Here is a 17,552-nt window from a genome sequence, read left to right as displayed (position 1 = left end):
GCCGGGGAGCGGGAAGGACCGGAATTCGGACCGACGGCATTTCGCCGTGCGACGCGTTCCGTCCGCCCCTGGTGGTGGTGCCACGCTCCCCACTGGTCAGAGGTCGTGGCGCGAGGGCTTCCGCTCGACCGTCACGTGGGGATGACCAGGTGGTACGCGCGGCGCCGGGGGCGCGCTGACCACCGGCCGGGGCGGGGTTGCGGGCACCGCGTCGGCTCGGCGGGACGGTGGCAGGCGGGGCAGGGGTTGGCCCCTTTGCTCCGAACGTGGGATTGACAGCGGCGGCCGCCGAATTCCGCGTGGCCCCGATGATTCGGGTGCCCGTTCGGTTCGCCACGGCCAATGGTCAGGATGTCCGGTGGTCGCTACGATCTGCCGTTGTGCGGACTCTCGCGGCACGAAATGCGCACCGCCCTCCGACGATGACCGGGACCCGCGAACAACGGTCGTCGTCGTGGGAGGCCGTGCCGCTGGAAATCGTTCCTCGAAACCGCTCGGCGAAAGGGGCGAGGGTCGTCCACCGTTTCGTCGGCCTCCCGCCGGGCGCCGCTGGACGGGATGTCGGGGCCCCCCGTTCCACCCCGCGACGCGGGAGCGGCACGCCCGCGTCGACCTCCTCGCCGCCACCGGCCCCCGGAGGCCGCCCCCTCCCCCGCCGTGTCCCCTCGTCGGTGGGAGCGACGCCTCGGGCGCTGCTCCCCCCGCCCGCCCCCCGCCGGTTCGCCACCCCGCGTTCCCGGCGCGACCGCCGGTTCGCCCCGTGGGGCCAGCCCGGTGATCAGCGGTCCCGGTTCCCGCCGTTCCGTCGCCTCCTCGGGGGGTGTCGACACCGGGGCCCGGTGGGTGCCGACGCGGGGCCAGGACGCATCCGCGCTCTGGGGGCCCGGCGTGGGATACGGGCCGCCGCGCCGCTGGGACGGCGCTGGGCGGCGCTCGTCCCGGGGGCCGGTGGAGCCCGGTGAGTGGTGGGGCGGACGTGCTCGCGTTGGCGCGGGCCGCGCGGGAGGTCGCCGCCGAGCACGCCGAGGACGTCGACGCGGCGGGTCGTTTCCCCCACGAGGTGCTGGACGTCCTGCGGGACAACGGTCTGCTCGGTCTGCTGGTGCCCCGGGACCACGGCGGGCTCGGCGGTGACCTGCGCGACCTGGTCGCGGTGACGTCCCGGATCGCGGAGGGATGCCTGTCCAGCGCCCTGGTGTACGCCATGCACTGCCAACAGGTGGACGCGCTCGTGCGGCACGCCGGTCGTGAACTCCGCGCCCACCTGTTGCCCCGGGTCGCCTCCGGCGGGACGTACCTCGCCTCGATCACCACCGAGCTCGGCTCGTCGGGTCTGCTCACCTGCGATCAGGAACTCGTGCCGGACGGGGAGCACCACGTGGTGCGGCGGGAGGCGCCGGTGGTCACCGGTGGCCGCCACGCCGACGGTTTCCTCGTGACGATGCGCGCCGCTCCCGACGCCACCCCTCGGCAGGTCAGCCTGGTCTACGCCGACCGCGATCAGGTCGAGGTGACGGCGGGACCACCGTGGGCGTCGCTGGGGATGCGTGGAGTGGAGAACGTCGGCCTGACGGTGTCCGGTCGGGTGCCCGACGGGCAGGTCCTCGGGGTTCCCGGTGGTTTCGCCGACATCGCGGTCGAGTCCTTCGCCCCGGTCGCCCACCTGGGGTGGAGCGCGGCGTGGCTCGGGGCGGCACGGGGCGCCTTCGGGGAGCTGGTGCGCCGGATCCGCCGCACTGACGGGGTCCGGGCGGACCCGAGGTCGGAGTTGGTGCGGCACCGGGTGGCCCGCGTCCGCGTTCGGCTGGAGGCCGTCGGGGGCTACCTGTCGGGCGTGTTGGACGAGGTGCTCGGGGCCCATGAGCGGGGGTCGTCGCTGGCGGGCGCGTCCTGCCAGATCCACCTGAACACGCTCAAGGTCCTCGCGGCCGAGGAGACCTACGCGGCCGCGAACGAGATGGTCGAGCTGGCGGGGTTGCGCGCGGGCTACCTGCGGGGCTCCCGTCCGCCGTTGGAGCGGCTGGTGCGCGACCTGCGCTCCGCCTCGCTCAACCACGACGACGCCGCGTTGCTGACGTCCAGTGGGGCGCTGTGCCTGCTCGAGCCCACGGTGACCACGCTCGGGCCCGATCCGAGGAGTGTGTGCCGATGACCGGCTGGCCCGCCGAGTTCGAGGCGCTGGTACGCCAGTACCTGCCGTTGTTGCCCGCCGACGACCCGCTGCTGGGGGACCGGCGTCTCATCGACCTGGGCCTGGACTCGATGTCCACGGTCGGCCTGCTCGTCGACCTGGAGCAGGAGTTCGAGGTGGAGTTCCCGGACGAGGCGTTGACGGCCGAGACGTTCGGGACGGCGGAGTCGCTGTGGGTGGTCCTCGCTGGTCTTCGGGACGGCTCGGGCTGATCCGGGGTCAACCGCTGGTGCCGGCGCCGCCGAGGTTCCGGTGACCCGGTCCCCGGGTGGGGGTCAGACCGGGTGGTGCCCCGCCGCTCACGTGGGATCACCCGGCGGGGAGCCCGCGCGCCGATCGTGACCGGTATCGCCGGCCCGGGTGAGCCGCCCGCGCTGGATGCGGTGGCGGCACGGGTGGTGGCGCGCCGGACGACCTGGCGGCGGGGAGGCAGGACACCGGTGGTGGCGTGCCCCGGTACCGGGCCGGCCCCTGGCCGGCCGCCCGGGACGGGCGTCCCGGTTCGTCGCCGTCGCGGCCAGCCCGGGACCAGGCGGCGGGGAGGCGCCGAGGGGCGGGAGACCGGAACACCGGGGTGGCACGAGCGGACCGCGCGGGGTCGGCGGTGAGGCGCGGTCCGCCCGGCACGGGCCCCGAACGATCCGAGGACGTCACGGCCGGGAGACGCGCCCGTCGGACGGCTCGTCGCACCGGACCGAGGAAGGACACGACCGTGCCCCACGCACACCGGCTGACCTCCGCGCAACTGACCTCGCTGGTGATCTTCCAGCACTCCCCGCCGAGCGAGGTGTTCGCCGACCTCCGCTGGAGCTTCACCTCCCCCGTGCGCGCCCACCACCTGGAACGGGCCGTCCGGATGCTCACCGCCCGGCACACCGCCCTGCGTGGCACCGTCGTCCCCGGCCAGGACGGGCACCTCCACCACGTCATCGCACCCCCCGACACCACCCCGACCATCCACCACCACGGCCCCCTCGACCCCGCCGACCTCGACGCCCTCGTCGAGGAACACCGCACCGCCCCCTTCGACCACGCCCGGCACTGGCCCGCGCGCTGGCTGCTCGTCGCCACCGCCGAGGGCGACATCGTGCTGATCTGCCTGCTCCACCACGTCACCGCCGGGCGTCGTGGCCGCGCGGTGATCAGCGAGGAGCTGACCACGGCGGTGGAAGCCCTGACGGCCGGCCGGCCCCTACCCCCGGCCTGGCCGCCGGCGATCGGTCCGGACCGCCTGCGGGCCGCCGAGGACGGCGAGCGCGGCCGGCTCGCCGACCAGCGGCACCGGCGCCACGTCCGGGTGCTGCTCCTGACCCTGCCCAACACCCCCTTCACCGCCGACTTCTCCTCCCGCGTCCCGCCGGGGAGCCAGCGGCGGGGACTGCGAGGCGACCTCGACTCCCCGGAGCTGCTGGGCCACCTCGACGGGCACTCCCGGCGGTGGGGGATACCGGCCTCGGCGATCGTCCTGGCGGCGGTGACCTCGGCGTCGGGGTTCCTCCTCCCCCAGGACTCGGCGACGTTGTGGCGCCTGCTCACCGATCACGGGGGTCCGTCCGAACCGCACGGCTCGGTCGTCTGCTACCAACCCACGACCTCGTTGGTGCCCGGGTGGGGCCTGCCGGACGACCTCCGCGAGGCGGCGGCGACGTTGTGGCACCGCACGCTGGTGGCGTTGCGCAACGGCGGGCACGGCGACCAGGGCGTGGTGGAGGAGTCGCACCGGGTGTCCCGGGAACGGGGGGTCAGCATCGTCCCGACGATCAACTACAACTTCGTCGAAGGACGACCGGCCGACCGGGTGGGCCTGCCCGCGCCCGTGGCGGGGATCAGCGTGGAGGACTCCGAACACCACGCCGTCGAGTACCTGGCCGTCACCGTCTGGCGGCTCCGGGAGACCCTGCGGATCACCCTGTTGGCGCATGTGGGCCTGACCGCCGAGGGCGGCCCCCTCATCCACCGGTTCCTGGACCACGTGGCGAGGACCCTGCGTTCCGGGCGCGCCCCCTCGCCCGTGCCCCGCCCGGCCGCGGCACCCCACCTGATCCCCCTGTCCCACCACCGCTGGGTCAACCCCCAGGTGGTCCAGGCGGGACTCGTCGCACTGGACCTCGTGCACCGGGCCACCGTCCGCGTCGCCGGCGTCGGCCCCACCGCGACCCTCATCGCGGAGGTCACCACACCCCCGGCCACCACGGAGGCCGACCTCCGCGCGGCCGCGACGTCCCAACTCGACCTGCCCGGCTTCGCCGTCCCGGACCACTTCCACATCCACTGGGACACCACCGCCCCGCGCCACCCCCGACCGCCCTCCCCCGAGCGGGATGCCCTCGTCGAGATCCTGCGGGCCTACCTCCCACCAGGACCGGTCGATGGCACCAGCAGCTACCTGGCAGCCGGGGGCACGTTCACCTCGGTACCGGCGATCCTGCATCGCGCCACCCTCGCCGGCTGGACCGGACTGACCTGGCAGGACCTCTGCTCGCACCGGCCCATCGCCGAACTCGGCGGCGCGCTCCGACGATCGGGGAGCTGAGCGGGCCACGGGTCGCCTCGGTGGTCGGACGGGATGACGAGGTGGCCGGCCACCGACCGGCCACCCCCGGCCCCCACGGGGCCGACGCGGCGACGGGGCGACCGGGCGACGCGGTGACGGGGTGACGGGGAACCGTCTCGGGACCCCGCCGCCCGGAACGGCCGACCGGTTCGGACCGCGACCTCCGAGACGGGAGCGGGTCGCTGATCGACCGGTTCGCGCCCCGCCCGCCCCCGACCAGCCTGGCCGGGCGGCGCGGGTCGGCCTGGCGGGCCCCGACCCGCGTTCGCCGGCGTGTGGCGGATCTCCCAGGAGTTAGGTTTGACTTACCTAGGTAAGGCTAGCCTAGGCTACCGCCGGGTTGCCCCGCCGTCATCCGGGGAGCGACCGGCACCTGCGATCCGTTCAGGTGCGCCACAGCAGACACGGGAGTCCTCTATGCCCACCATGTTCAGCCGTCGGCCCCTGGGAGTTCTGGGGGCGGTGTCAGCGGCGGCGCTGGTCCTCGCCAGCTGCGCGGCACCGCCCGAGGAGACCTCCGATGACGTGGACGTGGTCACCGTTGTCGACAACCACGGCGAGATCGAGGTCCCGGTCAACCCCCGGCGGCTGGTCGCACTGGACAACACGACGTTCCAGACCCTCAGCGACTGGGACGTCGACGTCGCGGCGGTACCGAAGCCGCTGATGCACGACCTGTGGCCCGACCTGTCGGACGATCCGTCCGTCCTGGACGTCGGCTCCCACCGCGAGCCCAACCTGGAGGCGGTGATCGAGGCCGACCCCGACCTGGTCATCGGCGGGTACCGCTTCGCCTCGGTCTACGAGGACCTCAAGGACATCCAGCCCCGCACCGTCGAGATCAACGCGCGGGACGGCGAGGACCAGGTCGCCGAGCTGCGGCGCCAGGTCGAGATCCTCGGCCAGATCTTCGACCGCGAGGACGACGCGGCCGCGATCGTCGACGAGCTCGACACCGCGATCACCGCCGCGGCGGACGCCTACAACGGCACCGACACCGTCGTGGGCCTGATCACCTCCGGCGGTGACATCTCCTACGCCGCGCCCGGCTCGGGGCGGGGAGTCGGCCTGCTGTTCCCCACGCTCGACCTCGTCCCCGGCATCGAGCAGGCCGCGGAGGACAGCACCCACGGCGACGACATCAGCGTCGAGGCCATCGCGCAGGCGAACCCGGAGTGGCTGGTCGTCCTCGACCGCGACGCCACCTTCGACGAGGAGGGCTACGTCCCGGCCGCCGAGCTGATCGAGGGTTCCGAGGCGCTCGCGAACGTGCCGGCCGTGCGCAAGGGCCAGGTCATCTACCTCGAACCCGGCTTCTACCTCGACGAGGGCATCCAGGCGTACACGACCCTCTTCGACGCGGTCGCGACCGCGTTCGCCGACGCCGAGTAAGGGGACGGAGGCGGGTGCGCGTGGACCGTTCCGGTCCGCGCGCACCCCCGACGTCGACATCATGACTCACACCACACGACAAGGGCTCCCCGCCCGGCCGGGAGCCCGCTTCGGAGCCCTGCCCCGGATCGCCGCGCTCCCCGTCGCCACCGTGCTCGTCCTGGGCCTGGTGGTGGCATCCCTGTTCGTCGGCGTGTACGACATCGGGGGCCAGGAGTTCGGGGCCGAGATGTTCTGGATCACGCGGATACCCCGCACGTCGGCGCTCGTCCTCGCGGGCTGCGCCATGAGCGTGTCGGGGTTGATCATGCAGCTCATCACCCAGAACCGCTTCGTGGAACCCACGACCACCGGCACCACCGAATGGGCCACGCTCGGTCTCCTGCTGACCGTGATCGTCGCCCCGCAGGCCACCCTGTCCACCCGGATGGCGGTGGCGAGCTGCTTCGCGTTCGTCGGCACCCTGGTGTTCCTCACCATCCTGCGTCGGGTGGCGCTGCGTTCCTCGCTGATCGTCCCCCTCATCGGGATCATGCTCGGCGCGGTCGTCTCGGCGTTCACCACCTACCTGGCGGTCTCGACCCAGCTGCTCCAGATGCTCGGCACCTGGTTCACGGGCAGCTTCACCAGCGTGGTGCGCGGCCGGTACGAGTTCCTGTGGGTCGTGGCGATCGTCGTGGTGATCGCCTACGTGGTCGCGGACCGGTTCACGGTGGCCGGGTTGGGCAAGGATGTGGCGACCAACGTGGGGGTCAACTACAACCACGTGATGCTGGTGGGCACCACCCTCGTGGCGATCGCCAGCGGGATCACGACCGTCGTCGTCGGGTTCCTGCCCTTCCTGGGCCTCGTCGTCCCCAACCTGGTCTCGATGGTCCGGGGCGACAACCTCCGGTCCAACCTGCCCTGGGTGTGCCTCGGTGGCATCGCCATCGTCACGCTCTGCGACATCGTGGGACGGGTCATCCGGATGCCGTTCGAAATCCCCGTCTCGATGATCCTCGGCATCCTCGGTGCCGCGGTCTTCATCACGCTTCTCCTGAGGCAGCGTCGTCATGGCTGACACCAGCACATCCCTCCCCACCCGTCCCGCTCCCGCCCCCGACGTCGACCGGGACCGGCGGAGCGCACCCCGGCTCTGGCCGAGGTTCGCCGTTCTCGGCCTGGTGGCCGTCGCCGCCGTGGTCGGGGTCCTGGTGTGGAACATCCCCTCCACCCCGGGGAGCCGGGGTTTCTGGCTCGCCGTCGAGATGCGGTTCACCACCGTGGCGACCATTCTGATCGTCGCCTGCTGCCAGGCGGTCGCCACCGTGCTGTTCCACACCGCGACCAACAACCGCATCCTCACCCCCTCGATCATGGGGTTCGAGGCCGTCTACGTGGTCATCCAGACCGCGCTCGTGTTCTTCTTCGGCGGCGCGGCCGCGGCGGCCACCGACGGGCTGGCCAAGGTCGCGATCCAGAGCCTGCTCATGGTGGGTTTCGCGACCGTGCTCTACACCTGGTTGTTCTCGGGACGGCGCGGGAACCTGCACGTGATGCTGTTGGTCGGGGTCGTCCTCGGCGTCGGTTTCGGCTCGCTGTCCTCGTTCATGCAGCGGTTGCTCACGCCGAGCGAGTTCGACGTGCTCTCGGCGCGGCTGTTCGGCAACCTGAGCATGTCCAACGAGGCGTACCTGCCGTGGGCGGCGCTGGTGATCGCGATCGCGCTCGGCGTCGTCTGGCGGCGGCGCCACCACCTGGACGTGATCGCGCTGGGCCGGGACACGGCGACGAACCTCGGTCTGCGCTACAAGCGCGAGGTCACCGTGCTGCTGATCCTCACCTCGGTGCTGATCTCGATCTCCACGACCCTGGTGGGGCCGATGACGTTCTTCGGGTTCATCGTCGCCACCCTCGCCTACCAGTTGACGGGTTCGTCCCAGCACCGCCACGTGCTGCCCTTCGCGTTCCTCCTCAGCGTCGTCACCCTGCTCGGCGGCTACTTCGTGCTCCGCCACGTGTTCTACGCGGCCGGGTTGCTGTCGGTCATCATCGAGTTCGCGGGTGGGCTCTTCTTCATCGTCCACCTGCTGCGGAAGGGCGCCCTGTGATCACCCTGTCGGACGTCACCAAGACCTACGGGGACACCACGGTCCTCGGCCCGCTCACCCTGAGCGTCCCCGGCGGGGGCATCACCGCGCTCGTCGGACCGAACGGGGCGGGCAAGTCCACGATGTTGACGATCATCGGCCGGTTGACCGAACCGACCACGGGTACCGTCACCATCGGTGGGCACGACATCACCCGGACCCCGAGCCGCGAGCTCGCCAGGACGGCATCGATCCTCCGGCAGGAGAACCACTTCGTCACCCGGCTGACGGTCCGGGAACTCGTGGGTTTCGGGCGGTTCCCGCACTCCCGGGGACGCCTCACCCGCGAGGACCACCGGCACGTCGACCAGGCCATCGAGTTCCTGGACCTGGGCGAGCTGGAACACCGGTACCTCGACCAGTTGTCGGGTGGGCAGCGGCAGCGCGCCTACGTGGCGATGGTCCTCGCCCAGGACACCGACTACATCCTGTTGGACGAGCCGCTGAACAACCTGGACATGCGGCACGCCGTGGCGATGATGAAACAGCTCAGGAAGGCGGCGGACGAGCTCGGGAAGACGATCGTCATCGTCATCCACGACATCAACTTCGCCTCGGCCTACGCCGACCACATCATCGCCCTCACCCGGGGCAGGGTGGCCCAGGCGGGACCGCCGTCGGAGCTGATGACGCGGTCCACGCTGGAGGAGGTGTTCGAGACCCCCGTCGAGGTCCGCCGTGACGGCCCCCACCCCCTGGCCGTCTACTACCGGTAGCCGGGCCGGGGGAGGTCCCCGGTGCGCGGTGCGGTCGCGGACCGTCGACACCGGGAGGGGCGGGTCGGAGGCTGCCGGCCCGGAGGGGTGCTCGCCGGGCGACGCCGCCACGGGGAGGGAGAACGAGGCTGGCTGGAACTCCACCGCCGGCACCGGCGGGCCCGGAGGTCCGCCGGCGGGGCTCACCGGACCGGTGGAGGTCTCACGTCCTTCCCGTTCCCGCCTGGGCCCTCGACTCCGGCTCGGAGGGGGTCGCGCCCCCGGCTCTCGTCCGCCGCGACCCGAGGACGAGGAACGCCAGCGGCACCGCGAGGACACCGGTCGCGGTGGCCGCCAGCGGGAGGTCGCCGGCGCTGGTGCCGGCGCCGAGGAGCGCGCTGCCGAGCGCGGACCCGGCCGACGCGCCGAGGTACATGGCGGCCATCTGGAAGGCGACGACGGAGGTGGTGCGCTCCTGGCGGGACCGGGTCAGGACGTCCTGGAGCACGGGTACTCCACCCCAACCGCAGGCGCCCCAGAGGGCGATCGCCACCAGCCAGGCGGCGGGACCGTCGAGGAGGGCCAGCGCGGCGAACGACGCCACCAGCAGGACGGCGACACCGGGCAGCAGTCGGCGCGAGCCGAGACCGTCGATGAGCGGGCCCGCCACCATCGACCCGGCAACGCCGCCCACACCCCAGGCCCAGACGAAGGTGAACCCCCAGGACCCCACCCCTCGTTCGGCCGCCATCGGGAGCAGGTAGGTGTACAGGCCGAGACTGGCCAGGCCGAACACGAAGGCGAGTGCCACACCGATGGCCACCTGGGGGGTGAGGATCACGGCGACGCGGGCACCGCCCGCGTCCAACGGGGGCATGGCCTGGGAGCGCAGCAACACGGCGAGCATGCTGACCAGTCCGACGGCGACGACGAGGCCCATCGTCCAGCGCCACCCGACGTGGTGGCCGATGAGCATCCCGGTGGGCACGCCAGCGACCGTTCCGGCCGAGAGGCCGAAGGTGACCAGGGCCATCGCCCTCCCCCGCCGTTCGGTCGCCACCAGTGCCGCGGCGGCACTGGTGGCCAGGGCGGTGAGCACGCCGGCTCCGACGCCGGAGAGGACCCGCGATGCGAGGAACACCTCGAGGTTGGGGGCGACCGCGGTGATCAGGTTGCCGGCGTTGAAGACGCCGAGCGCGACGAGCAGTCCCCGCCGGGTGGAACCCGCGACGAACCTGCCGGACAACAGGGGGCCGGCCACGGCGTAGGCACCGGTGAAGGCGGTGACCCCCAGACCGATGGCGCCGACGGTGGCTGTGAGCGAGTCGGCGATCTGGGGCAGCACCCCGGCCAGGACGTAGGCGTCGATCCCGAGCGACACGGCCGCGACGACCAGCGGCCACACCGTGCCGATCACCTGGTCCCGTCCTCGTCCTCGTGGTCGCCGGGGACGTGGTGGGGGTCGTACCCGGCGAGGACGATGCCGACCAGCCCGGGGAAGCGCTCCTCGAGATCCCGTTCCCGCAGCCGGATCATGCACTTGCGCCCTTCGGCGCGGACGTGGACCACTCCGGACTCCCGCAGCAGGCTGGTGTGGTGGGTCAGGGTCGAGCGCGGCAGGTCCGGCCCCAGTTCCACGCTGTCCACCTCGCCCTCGGCGGCGAGTTTGCGCACCATCGCCAGTCGCAGCGGCTCGCTGAGCGCGAAGAGCACGCGTGGCAGCGCGATGTCCTGGCGGTCCGGATGTTCGTAGGTCCGGGACGGGCTCACGACCACACTCCAATCGTTCGAAAATTCTCGCACCATAATAGTGCGAGAATTTTCGAACGATCAAGCTTCGGTCGGGGGATTCCTCGGTCCCGCCGAGGCGGCGCGCGGCCGGGGGACGGTCCGGGGCCCGCCCGTCACTCCGAACCAGGTTCACCGTCCACGACGATCCGACGACACGGCGTCCCGACAGCCGAGCCGCCGTCGCGGCCCCGGCCGGGTCAATGGCTCCTCCGAACGGTCGCCCCAGGCCCGTGTCCACCACCGACCGCCGCCTGACCGGACCAGGCAGCGGACCGCCTCGGCTGACCGTGCGCGGCCCCAACCCCACCCCCGGTGCGCCCCCACCCGACCCGAGCGCCTCTCCGGTCACCCCACCCGTGTCCCCCGCTCCCGGCCCGGGCACCGCCTGATGGGAACGGTCAGCTCCCGCTCCGCACCCGGCTGCCTCACCCGGCGGAGGGCTCGTAGCGCAGCGCGGTGATCCCGCAGTCGAACGGCTGGGCTGTGACCAGGCGCAGCCGTTGGTACTCGGCGAGCGGCGGGAAGACGGGAAGACCCGCGCCGATCGCCACCGGGTTGACCAACAGGTGCATCTCGTCGACGAGCCCACCCCCGATCAGGCCGGACACCAGCGTCGCGCCGCCGTAGGCGATCAGGTCGCCGCCCGGCTCGTCCTTCAACCGGTGCACGACGGCCGCGAGATCGCCACCGGCGATCACCGCGTTCTCCCACGGCGACTCGGTCAGGGTGTTGGAGACGACGGTCTTGGGAGTGTCGTTCATCCAGGCGACCGTCTCCTCGGTCTCGCCATCGGGGTTGGCGGCCCAGGTGGGGATGAAGCCCTCGGCGAGGTGGCGTCCGAGCATGATGTGGTCGACGGGTGCCATGAGGGTCTTCACGTAGTCGTTCAGATCCTCGCTCCAGGGCAACGTCATCCAGTCCATCTCGCCGTTCGGACCGGCCAGGTAGCCGTCAACGGTCGTCTGCACCTGAAGCTTGAGCCTGCGCACAACGAGGTCCTCTCATGAGTGGTGGGGCGGGAGGCCGCCGGCCGCGCGGAACGAACCTCCGGGAGGGCGCGACCGCCGGAGAGCCCGCGGGATGAGCCGGCTGGCCCGGCAGGGGGCCGCCGCAAGCGCGCACGGCGACCAACCGCAGTGAACCAGCTCCCTACGACGGTTCCGGCGACCCAGGGCATCCGCGAGCAACGCGTCCCCCTCCTTTCCCCTGTTCCGGCGAACCAACCGGGGGTCAGCCGGAGATCCGACGGCCCGGCACCACCAGGCCCGACTCGTAGGCCAGCACCACCAGGCGGGCCCGGTCCCTCACCCCGACCTTCGTCATGATCCGACTGACGTGGGTCTTCGCGGTGAGGTGGCTGATCGTCAACTCCCGGGCGATCTCCGCGTTGGACAGGCCAGCGCCCACGAGTGCCAGGACCTGTCGTTCCCGCACCGTCAACCCGTCGAGTTCGGGTGGTGGGGCCGGGGTGGGCGGCCGGGCCGCGAACTCCTCGACCAGACGCCGGGTGACCGACGGCGCGAGCACCGCGTCGCCCCGGTCGGCCACCCGCACCGCGTGGATCAACTCGGCCGGTTCGGAGTCCTTCACCAGGAATCCGCTGACACCGGCGCGGAGCGCGGAGAAGAGGTACTCGTCCAACGCGTAGTTGGTGAGGATCACGACGCTGACCGGGGCGAGCTCCGGATCCGCGATGATCCGCCGTGCCGCGCTGATCCCGTCCAGCAGGGGCATCCGGACATCGAGCAGGACCACGGACGGGCGGTGCCGCCTGGTCAGTTCGACGGCTTCCAACCCGTTGCCCGCCTGGGCCACCACCTCGATGTCCGGTTCCCGGTCGAGCAGGACCTGGAAGGCGCCCCGGATCAGCGGTTGGTCATCGGCGACCAACACCCTGATCACGGAGCCACCGGCAGGGTCACCGCCACCTGGAAACCGCGTCCGGGGCGGTGCCCCGAGGTGAAACGGCCACCGACGCCTTCGGCCCGTTCCCGCATGCCCACCACCCCCGTGCCGTCCCGCCCTCCGCCCCCACCACTGCCGTCGTCCACGACGGACAGTCGCAGCAGGGGCGGCCGCCAGTCCAGGGTGACCTCCACGGCGGCCGGGCCCGCGTGCCGGAGGACGTTGGTCAGCGCCTCCTGCACGATGCGGTAGGCGGCGCGGTCCACCTCGCCGTCGAGGGGAACGGGACTACCGGTCACCCTGGTGGTGACGGCGAGGCCGGCCGTCCGGGCCCGGGCGACCAGCGCCGGCAGGCGCCGCAGTCCGGGGGTGTCCTGGCCTGGCTCGGTGTGCCGGAGCACCCCCAGGGTCGCGCGCAGTTCTCGCATCGCGTCCTGACTCGCCTCCCTGACGGCGCGCAACGCGTCCCGGGTCCGCTCGGGCTCCTTGTCGAGCAGGTGGCTCGCCATCCCCGCCTGGACACCGATGACCGAGATGCTGTGGGTGAGCGAGTCGTGGAGTTCCGCCGCGATCCATAACCTCTCCTCGTCGGCCCGCCGGACGGCGGTCTCCTCCCGGGTGCGTTCGGCCTCCGCCCGCCGCAGCTCGACCTCCGCGAGGTGGGCGCGGTGGTGGCGGACAAGCTCCCCGCTGGTGATCGCGGCGAGCAGGTAGCCGGTCATCCACAGGGATCCGGTGGCTACCTGGTCGGCGACGACGACCTCCACGACGAACACGGAGCCCGCGAGGGCGGACGCCGCCGCCCACCCGACCTCGCGGCGACCGAGCCCCACCGCCGTGTGGACCGCCACGAGCACCGGAGCGGCGGCGAACAGGGGCGGGTAGCCGCCCCAGAAGTAGCCGGCGGCGCAGAGGCAGGTCACGGCGGTCACGAGGACCGGCGCCCGACGACGCCAGGCGAGGGACAGGGCGGGCACCGCCAGGAGGACGAACGCGATCAGATCCGGCCGTTCGCCCTGCGGACCGGTCCGCCACAGGATCTCGGTGCCCACCGCGACCGCGCAGGTCAGGGCGACGGCCAGCACCACGTCAGTCGTCCACCCGCTCCGGATCACCGGCCGAGCATAGGGCCGAGGTGATCCGCGGCGCGTCCCTCGGACGAGGTGCCCGCCCCTACTCCGAGGGGAGTACGGGTGACGACGCCGGACCGCGCCAACCTCCCCGGGGAGGTCCCTTGAACCGTCCCGGCGGTGGACGTCCGGTGGAACGCCGACGACGAGACTCGACTCCGCCACCACGACCACCGGAGGGGAACGGGATGACACGGGAACCGGCGGAGACGCGGCCACGGGGGTCCGGCGCGGTGCGCGACCCCCGGCTGCGAGCCGTCACGGCGTGGGCCTGCCTGGTCTTCACCATCGGCACCGGCCTGCACAACTTCGTCGTGCTGGACGTGGACCTGATGGTGCGGACGATGGTGCTGGCCGGGGCGACCCCCGAACGGGCCTCGGCGGACGCCGCGGGTTTCCTGTCCGGCCTCCAACTGGTGGGAACGCTGTTCGTCCTCGGCAACGCGGTGGGAGTGCTGGCCCACTGGCTGGACCGGGCGTGGCTGTTCTGGTTCGTGGTGGTGGTGAACCTGGGGCAGGCCGCCGGCGTCGTACTCGTGCCGGTCGAGTCGTTGGAGGCCGCCTTCCAGCTGTACGGACCGCTGGGGCTGGTCCCGACCGTGGTCACCGACGGGGGCGCCCTCGTGCTGGTCGCCGTGCTGGCGGTCTCCTACGCCAGGACCAGGGTCCCGTGGGGCCGACGTGTCCAGCCGGCACCCGGAAGGCGCGGCGCACCGCGCCGTTGATGCCCGGGTGGGGCGGACGGAGTGGCGGCGGCCCTCGGAGGCCGGACGGCGACGCCGCGCCAGGGTGGGAGGCCTGGCGCGGTGGCGCCCCGCCACTCGCTCGGATGCTGGGGCCGGGCGCCCGCCCCACCCCGCGTGGGGCCCTGGTCAGTGGTCGGCCGGCGCGTCGTCCGACCGCGACCGGGGCCTCCCCACTGATCGTCGTCCCAGCGCGGCCCCGGTCCTCACCGCCGCGCCGCCGGTGCGACGGCGTGGGCGAGGAAGACCGCCCTGGGTCGGTCTCCCCCGAAGTCCCGCCCGCGCACGCGCACCTGGTCGAAGCCGCCCCGCGCCAGGATCTCGGCCGCCTGCCCCTCGTCGGAGGGCAACACCAGGTCGGGCGGCGCCAGCCTGGCGAAGTCGGGTGACGGGGCGAACGACGCGGCCGAGGGCAGGGTGACCGCCAGGCACCCGCCCGGCCGCAGGACCCGCAGCCAGTCCCGGAACGCCGCCGCCCCCAGGAACTGGTAGGACGAGGCGCAGAGCACCAGGTCGACGGTGCCGTCCCCGACGGGAGCGGGCACGGCGGGCGCCACCCGCCAGTCGATCCTGCCGGCGGGGTCGAGGGCGGTCGCCCGTTCCCGGGCCCGGCCCACCATGCGCGGGGAGATGTCGACGGCGAGGAGACCGGTCGGGCGCAGCAGGCGCAGGGCGGTGAACGCCGCCGCGCCCGTTCCCGTCGCGACGTCCAGCACCAGGTCGGGCGGGCCCGTGGGGGTTGCGGGGAGGTCGGTGAGGAGCAGTTCGGCCACGTGCTGGTGGTGGCCGTCCTCGTCGTAGGTCGCGGCGACGTGGTCGAAGGTCGTGGCGGGATCGGGTGCCTTCACCAGCGGGAGACTAGCCGGGCGCCCGGGACCGCTGTCCCCTGTGGTGGGCGCGGCGGCGGCGGTCCGGCCGCTCCTCGGGGAGGAGGGCGACGCCCTCCCGGACGCCGCCCTCCCCGTGGTCACCCTGGTGAACCGTCTCAGCAGGAGCCCTCGTCCCGCCACACACCCCATTCACCGGTCGTCCCGGGCTGTTCGCCACGCGTCCACCACTTGGCGGTCCACTCACGACCCGCGTGCGAGACGACGTCCCCGGCGAGGTAGACCTCGGTGGCGGACCAGGCCGGCGCCGAGCACGTGCCCGGCGGGTGCTCCGCGTCGGGCCACGGGATCTGCGGGGAACGGTAGAAGTTCAGGTCCAGGACCTCCCAGTGCGCCGCCTGCCCGGCCAGGCGCAGCCGGAAGTCGTCCCAGTCGCGCGCCTCGGCCCGGGTCCAGCCGACCTCGGCGACCGAGGGCAGCCGGGGGAAGGCCATGTACTCCATGTCGTCGGTGGTCACGATGGTCTCGGTGAACAGCGGTGACTCGACGCCGAGGATGGAGGACTCGCTCACTCCCTCGACGTGGGTACCCGGATCCCACTCGTAGGTGTCGCGGACCTCCACGAACCCGGCCCACTGGAGCCCGAGTTGGGTGGTCGCGTCGTACTTGTGGTCGAGGTAGGTCTTGTTCGCCGGGGACATCAACACCTTGGCGCCCCGCTCGGCCGCGGCCCGCACTCCCTCGTGGCTGGTGCTGGTGCTCCAGAACTGGGGAACCGCGTCGGTGGGGATGTCAGTGTTGGCGATCTCGTGCCACCCCATCACCTGCTTGCCGTTCTCCTCCACGATGGGGATCACGCGGGACATGAACAGCGCGTAGTCCTCGTCGGTGGTGGCGTCGGCCTCGTCCCCGCCGATGTGGATGTAGGGGCCGGGGGTCAGTTCGGCGAGCTCCCGGATCACGTCGGCGACGAACTCGTAGGTCAGCGGCAGGTCGACGCACAGCGAGCTGTAGCCGACCTCGATGTCGGTCCGCAGCGGTGGGGCGATGCCGTCGCAGTTCAGTTCGGCGTAGGAGGCGAGCGCCGCGTTCGTGTGCCCCGGCATGTCGATCTCCGGCACGACGGTGATGTGCCGTTCGGCGGCGTACTCGACGATCTCGCGGTAGTCGTCCTTGGTGAAGTACCCGCCGGGGCCGCCGCCGACCTGGGTGCTGCCGCCGTAGGTGGTCAGCCTCGGCCAGCTGTCGATCTGGATCCGCCAGCCCTGGTCGTCGGTCAGGTGCAGGTGCAGGTGGTTGACCTTGTAGCGGGCTGCCTGGTCGATGTAGTGCTTGACGTGGTCGACCGGGTGGAAGTGCCGGGCGACGTCGAGCATCACGCTGCGGTGGCCGAACCTCGGGTAGTCGGTGATGCTGACGCCGGGCACGGTCCAGTCCGCGTCGGTGACGGTCGCGCTCTCCACCTCGGGCGGCAGGAGCTGGCGCAGGGTCTGCACCCCGGAGAACAGGCCGGCCGCGTGTTCGGCGCGGATGGTGACCCCGTCCGGGCTGGTGTCGAGCTGGTAGCCCTGCTCACCGACCACCGGGTCGGCATCCGCGAGCAGGAGCTGGATGCCGGAGGTGTCGGTGGGGGAGGCGTCGGAGACCGGCACGGGGTAGCCGGTGGAGCGGCGCAGGATCTCGGCCAGGTGCTCGCCGACCCGCCGCGCCTCGGCCGATCCGGCCTCGGTCCGGACGCCGGTGTCGGCGTCCAGCACGAACTCGGCGCCGCTCCGTTCCTCGACCGAGACGGGCAGGGGCACCAGGCTCGGTAACCCCTCGCGGGCGCCGGGCCCGTCGGGCTCGGCCGCCACTCCCCCGGCGGCACCCACCATCATGCCTCCCATCAGAACGACGCTGGCCGCCACGCCACGTGCCCGTCTCCATCGAGGGTTCCGCGTTGTCCGTTGTGTCACCGTGGTTCCTCCTCATCGGTCTGCGCCACGACAGGGGACGGCGGCGGAAGGGGGTGGCGGCCCGTCGTGCTGGCCACGCCCACCACGCCGCCGAAACGGAACAGAGGTCTATACCATTCACAGAAGAACACCGGTCCCGGTGCCGTCAAGGCGTGTATTCCGATCAGCCGAACCCGACGGGCGGCCCCTCACCGCGGGTCACCATCCCGGTCCCCCACCAGGCGGTTCCCCGTCGCG

General features: G+C 72.6%; 15 protein-coding genes. 8 read left to right on the top strand and 7 right to left on the bottom strand.

Annotation, left to right across the window (positions count from 1 at the left end; translation table 11 throughout):
* The first annotated feature begins 958 nt into the window (after positions 1-958).
* From ACOJVX_RS12245 to ACOJVX_RS12215, 7 genes are all read left to right on the top strand, one after another.
* The gene (locus ACOJVX_RS12245) at positions 959-2,152 is read left to right on the top strand and encodes an acyl-CoA dehydrogenase family protein (protein ID WP_051314315.1); all 1,194 of its coding nucleotides are present in this window, start codon (positions 959-961) and stop codon (positions 2,150-2,152) included.
* A complete protein-coding gene (locus ACOJVX_RS12240; protein ID WP_030106720.1) occupies positions 2,149-2,403 on the top strand; it encodes a phosphopantetheine-binding protein in 255 nt (84 codons plus the stop codon). The genes ACOJVX_RS12245 and ACOJVX_RS12240 overlap by 4 nt, the downstream gene beginning before the upstream one ends.
* A 500-nt stretch (positions 2,404-2,903) precedes the next feature.
* The gene (locus ACOJVX_RS12235; protein WP_418153332.1) at positions 2,904-4,724 is read left to right on the top strand and encodes a hypothetical protein; all 1,821 of its coding nucleotides are present in this window, start codon (positions 2,904-2,906) and stop codon (positions 4,722-4,724) included.
* A 438-nt stretch (positions 4,725-5,162) separates the two neighbouring features.
* Positions 5,163-6,137 carry a siderophore ABC transporter substrate-binding protein gene (locus ACOJVX_RS12230; protein WP_016701223.1) on the top strand — a complete coding sequence of 325 codons (975 nt, stop codon included), beginning with the start codon at positions 5,163-5,165 and terminating at the stop codon, positions 6,135-6,137.
* A 61-nt stretch (positions 6,138-6,198) separates the two neighbouring features.
* On the top strand, positions 6,199-7,200 hold the full coding sequence (locus ACOJVX_RS12225; RefSeq protein WP_081715677.1) for an ABC transporter permease: 1,002 nt from the start codon (positions 6,199-6,201) through the stop codon (positions 7,198-7,200).
* Positions 7,193-8,230, top strand: a complete 1,038-nt coding sequence (locus ACOJVX_RS12220; protein WP_026420338.1) for an iron chelate uptake ABC transporter family permease subunit — start codon at positions 7,193-7,195, stop codon at positions 8,228-8,230. Before ACOJVX_RS12225 ends, ACOJVX_RS12220 begins: the two co-directional genes overlap by 8 nt.
* Positions 8,227-8,985: an ABC transporter ATP-binding protein gene (locus tag ACOJVX_RS12215; protein ID WP_016698134.1), complete on the top strand. Its 759-nt coding sequence runs from the start codon at positions 8,227-8,229 to the stop codon at positions 8,983-8,985. Before ACOJVX_RS12220 ends, ACOJVX_RS12215 begins: the two co-directional genes overlap by 4 nt.
* Positions 8,986-9,187: 202 nt before the next feature.
* On the opposite strand, the gene ACOJVX_RS12210 is transcribed toward ACOJVX_RS12215, so the two are convergent.
* The 5 genes from ACOJVX_RS12210 to ACOJVX_RS12190 all read right to left on the bottom strand — a co-directional run bounded on the left by ACOJVX_RS12210 (position 9,188) and on the right by ACOJVX_RS12190 (position 13,775).
* On the bottom strand, positions 9,188-10,381 hold the full coding sequence (locus tag ACOJVX_RS12210) for an MFS transporter (RefSeq protein WP_016698135.1): 1,194 nt from the start codon (positions 10,379-10,381) through the stop codon (positions 9,188-9,190).
* Positions 10,378-10,734 (bottom strand): ArsR/SmtB family transcription factor, encoded by a 357-nt coding sequence (locus ACOJVX_RS12205; protein ID WP_035292986.1) that lies wholly within the window; start codon positions 10,732-10,734, stop codon positions 10,378-10,380. The genes ACOJVX_RS12210 and ACOJVX_RS12205 overlap by 4 nt, the downstream gene beginning before the upstream one ends.
* A 446-nt stretch (positions 10,735-11,180) precedes the next feature.
* The gene (locus ACOJVX_RS12200; RefSeq protein WP_016700876.1) at positions 11,181-11,744 is read right to left on the bottom strand and encodes a dihydrofolate reductase family protein; all 564 of its coding nucleotides are present in this window, start codon (positions 11,742-11,744) and stop codon (positions 11,181-11,183) included.
* 241 nt (positions 11,745-11,985) lie between these two features.
* The gene (locus ACOJVX_RS12195; RefSeq protein WP_016700877.1) at positions 11,986-12,657 is read right to left on the bottom strand and encodes a response regulator; all 672 of its coding nucleotides are present in this window, start codon (positions 12,655-12,657) and stop codon (positions 11,986-11,988) included.
* On the bottom strand, positions 12,654-13,775 hold the full coding sequence (locus ACOJVX_RS12190) for a sensor histidine kinase (RefSeq protein ID WP_418153329.1): 1,122 nt from the start codon (positions 13,773-13,775) through the stop codon (positions 12,654-12,656). The genes ACOJVX_RS12195 and ACOJVX_RS12190 overlap by 4 nt, the downstream gene beginning before the upstream one ends.
* A gap of 203 nt (positions 13,776-13,978) precedes the next feature.
* Here ACOJVX_RS12190 and ACOJVX_RS12185 point away from each other — a divergent pair, with 203 nt between their 5' ends.
* Positions 13,979-14,515, top strand: a complete 537-nt coding sequence (locus tag ACOJVX_RS12185) for a hypothetical protein (protein WP_081715690.1) — start codon at positions 13,979-13,981, stop codon at positions 14,513-14,515.
* Between the two features lie 224 nt (positions 14,516-14,739).
* On the opposite strand, the gene ACOJVX_RS12180 is transcribed toward ACOJVX_RS12185, so the two are convergent.
* Together ACOJVX_RS12180 and ACOJVX_RS12175 are read right to left on the bottom strand one after the other, a co-directional pair.
* Positions 14,740-15,381 (bottom strand): class I SAM-dependent methyltransferase, encoded by a 642-nt coding sequence (locus ACOJVX_RS12180; protein ID WP_418153328.1) that lies wholly within the window; start codon positions 15,379-15,381, stop codon positions 14,740-14,742.
* A gap of 137 nt (positions 15,382-15,518) precedes the next feature.
* Positions 15,519-17,246 (bottom strand): family 20 glycosylhydrolase, encoded by a 1,728-nt coding sequence (locus tag ACOJVX_RS12175; RefSeq protein ID WP_418153327.1) that lies wholly within the window; start codon positions 17,244-17,246, stop codon positions 15,519-15,521.
* Positions 17,247-17,552 lie beyond the last annotated feature (306 nt).

The sequence above is a fragment of the Actinoalloteichus caeruleus genome (assembly GCF_049311605.1).
GTDB lineage: Bacteria > Actinomycetota > Actinomycetes > Mycobacteriales > Pseudonocardiaceae > Actinoalloteichus_B > Actinoalloteichus_B caeruleus.
Note: the sequence above shows the minus strand (reverse complement) of the source record. Positions and strands in the feature narration are given on the sequence as shown.

Bases quoted from the DNA above. Each gene is read 5' to 3' on its own strand.
- ACOJVX_RS12185 (WP_081715690.1), top strand. From the start codon at position 13,979: ATGACACGGGAACCGGCGGAGACGCGGCCACGGGGGTCCGGCGCGGTG.
- ACOJVX_RS12175 (WP_418153327.1), bottom strand. From the start codon at position 17,246: ATGGGAGGCATGATGGTGGGTGCCGCCGGGGGAGTGGCGGCCGAGCCC.
- ACOJVX_RS12240 (WP_030106720.1), top strand. From the start codon at position 2,149: ATGACCGGCTGGCCCGCCGAGTTCGAGGCGCTGGTACGCCAGTACCTG.
- ACOJVX_RS12230 (WP_016701223.1), top strand. From the start codon at position 5,163: ATGCCCACCATGTTCAGCCGTCGGCCCCTGGGAGTTCTGGGGGCGGTG.
- ACOJVX_RS12225 (WP_081715677.1), top strand. From the start codon at position 6,199: ATGACTCACACCACACGACAAGGGCTCCCCGCCCGGCCGGGAGCCCGC.
- ACOJVX_RS12220 (WP_026420338.1), top strand. From the start codon at position 7,193: ATGGCTGACACCAGCACATCCCTCCCCACCCGTCCCGCTCCCGCCCCC.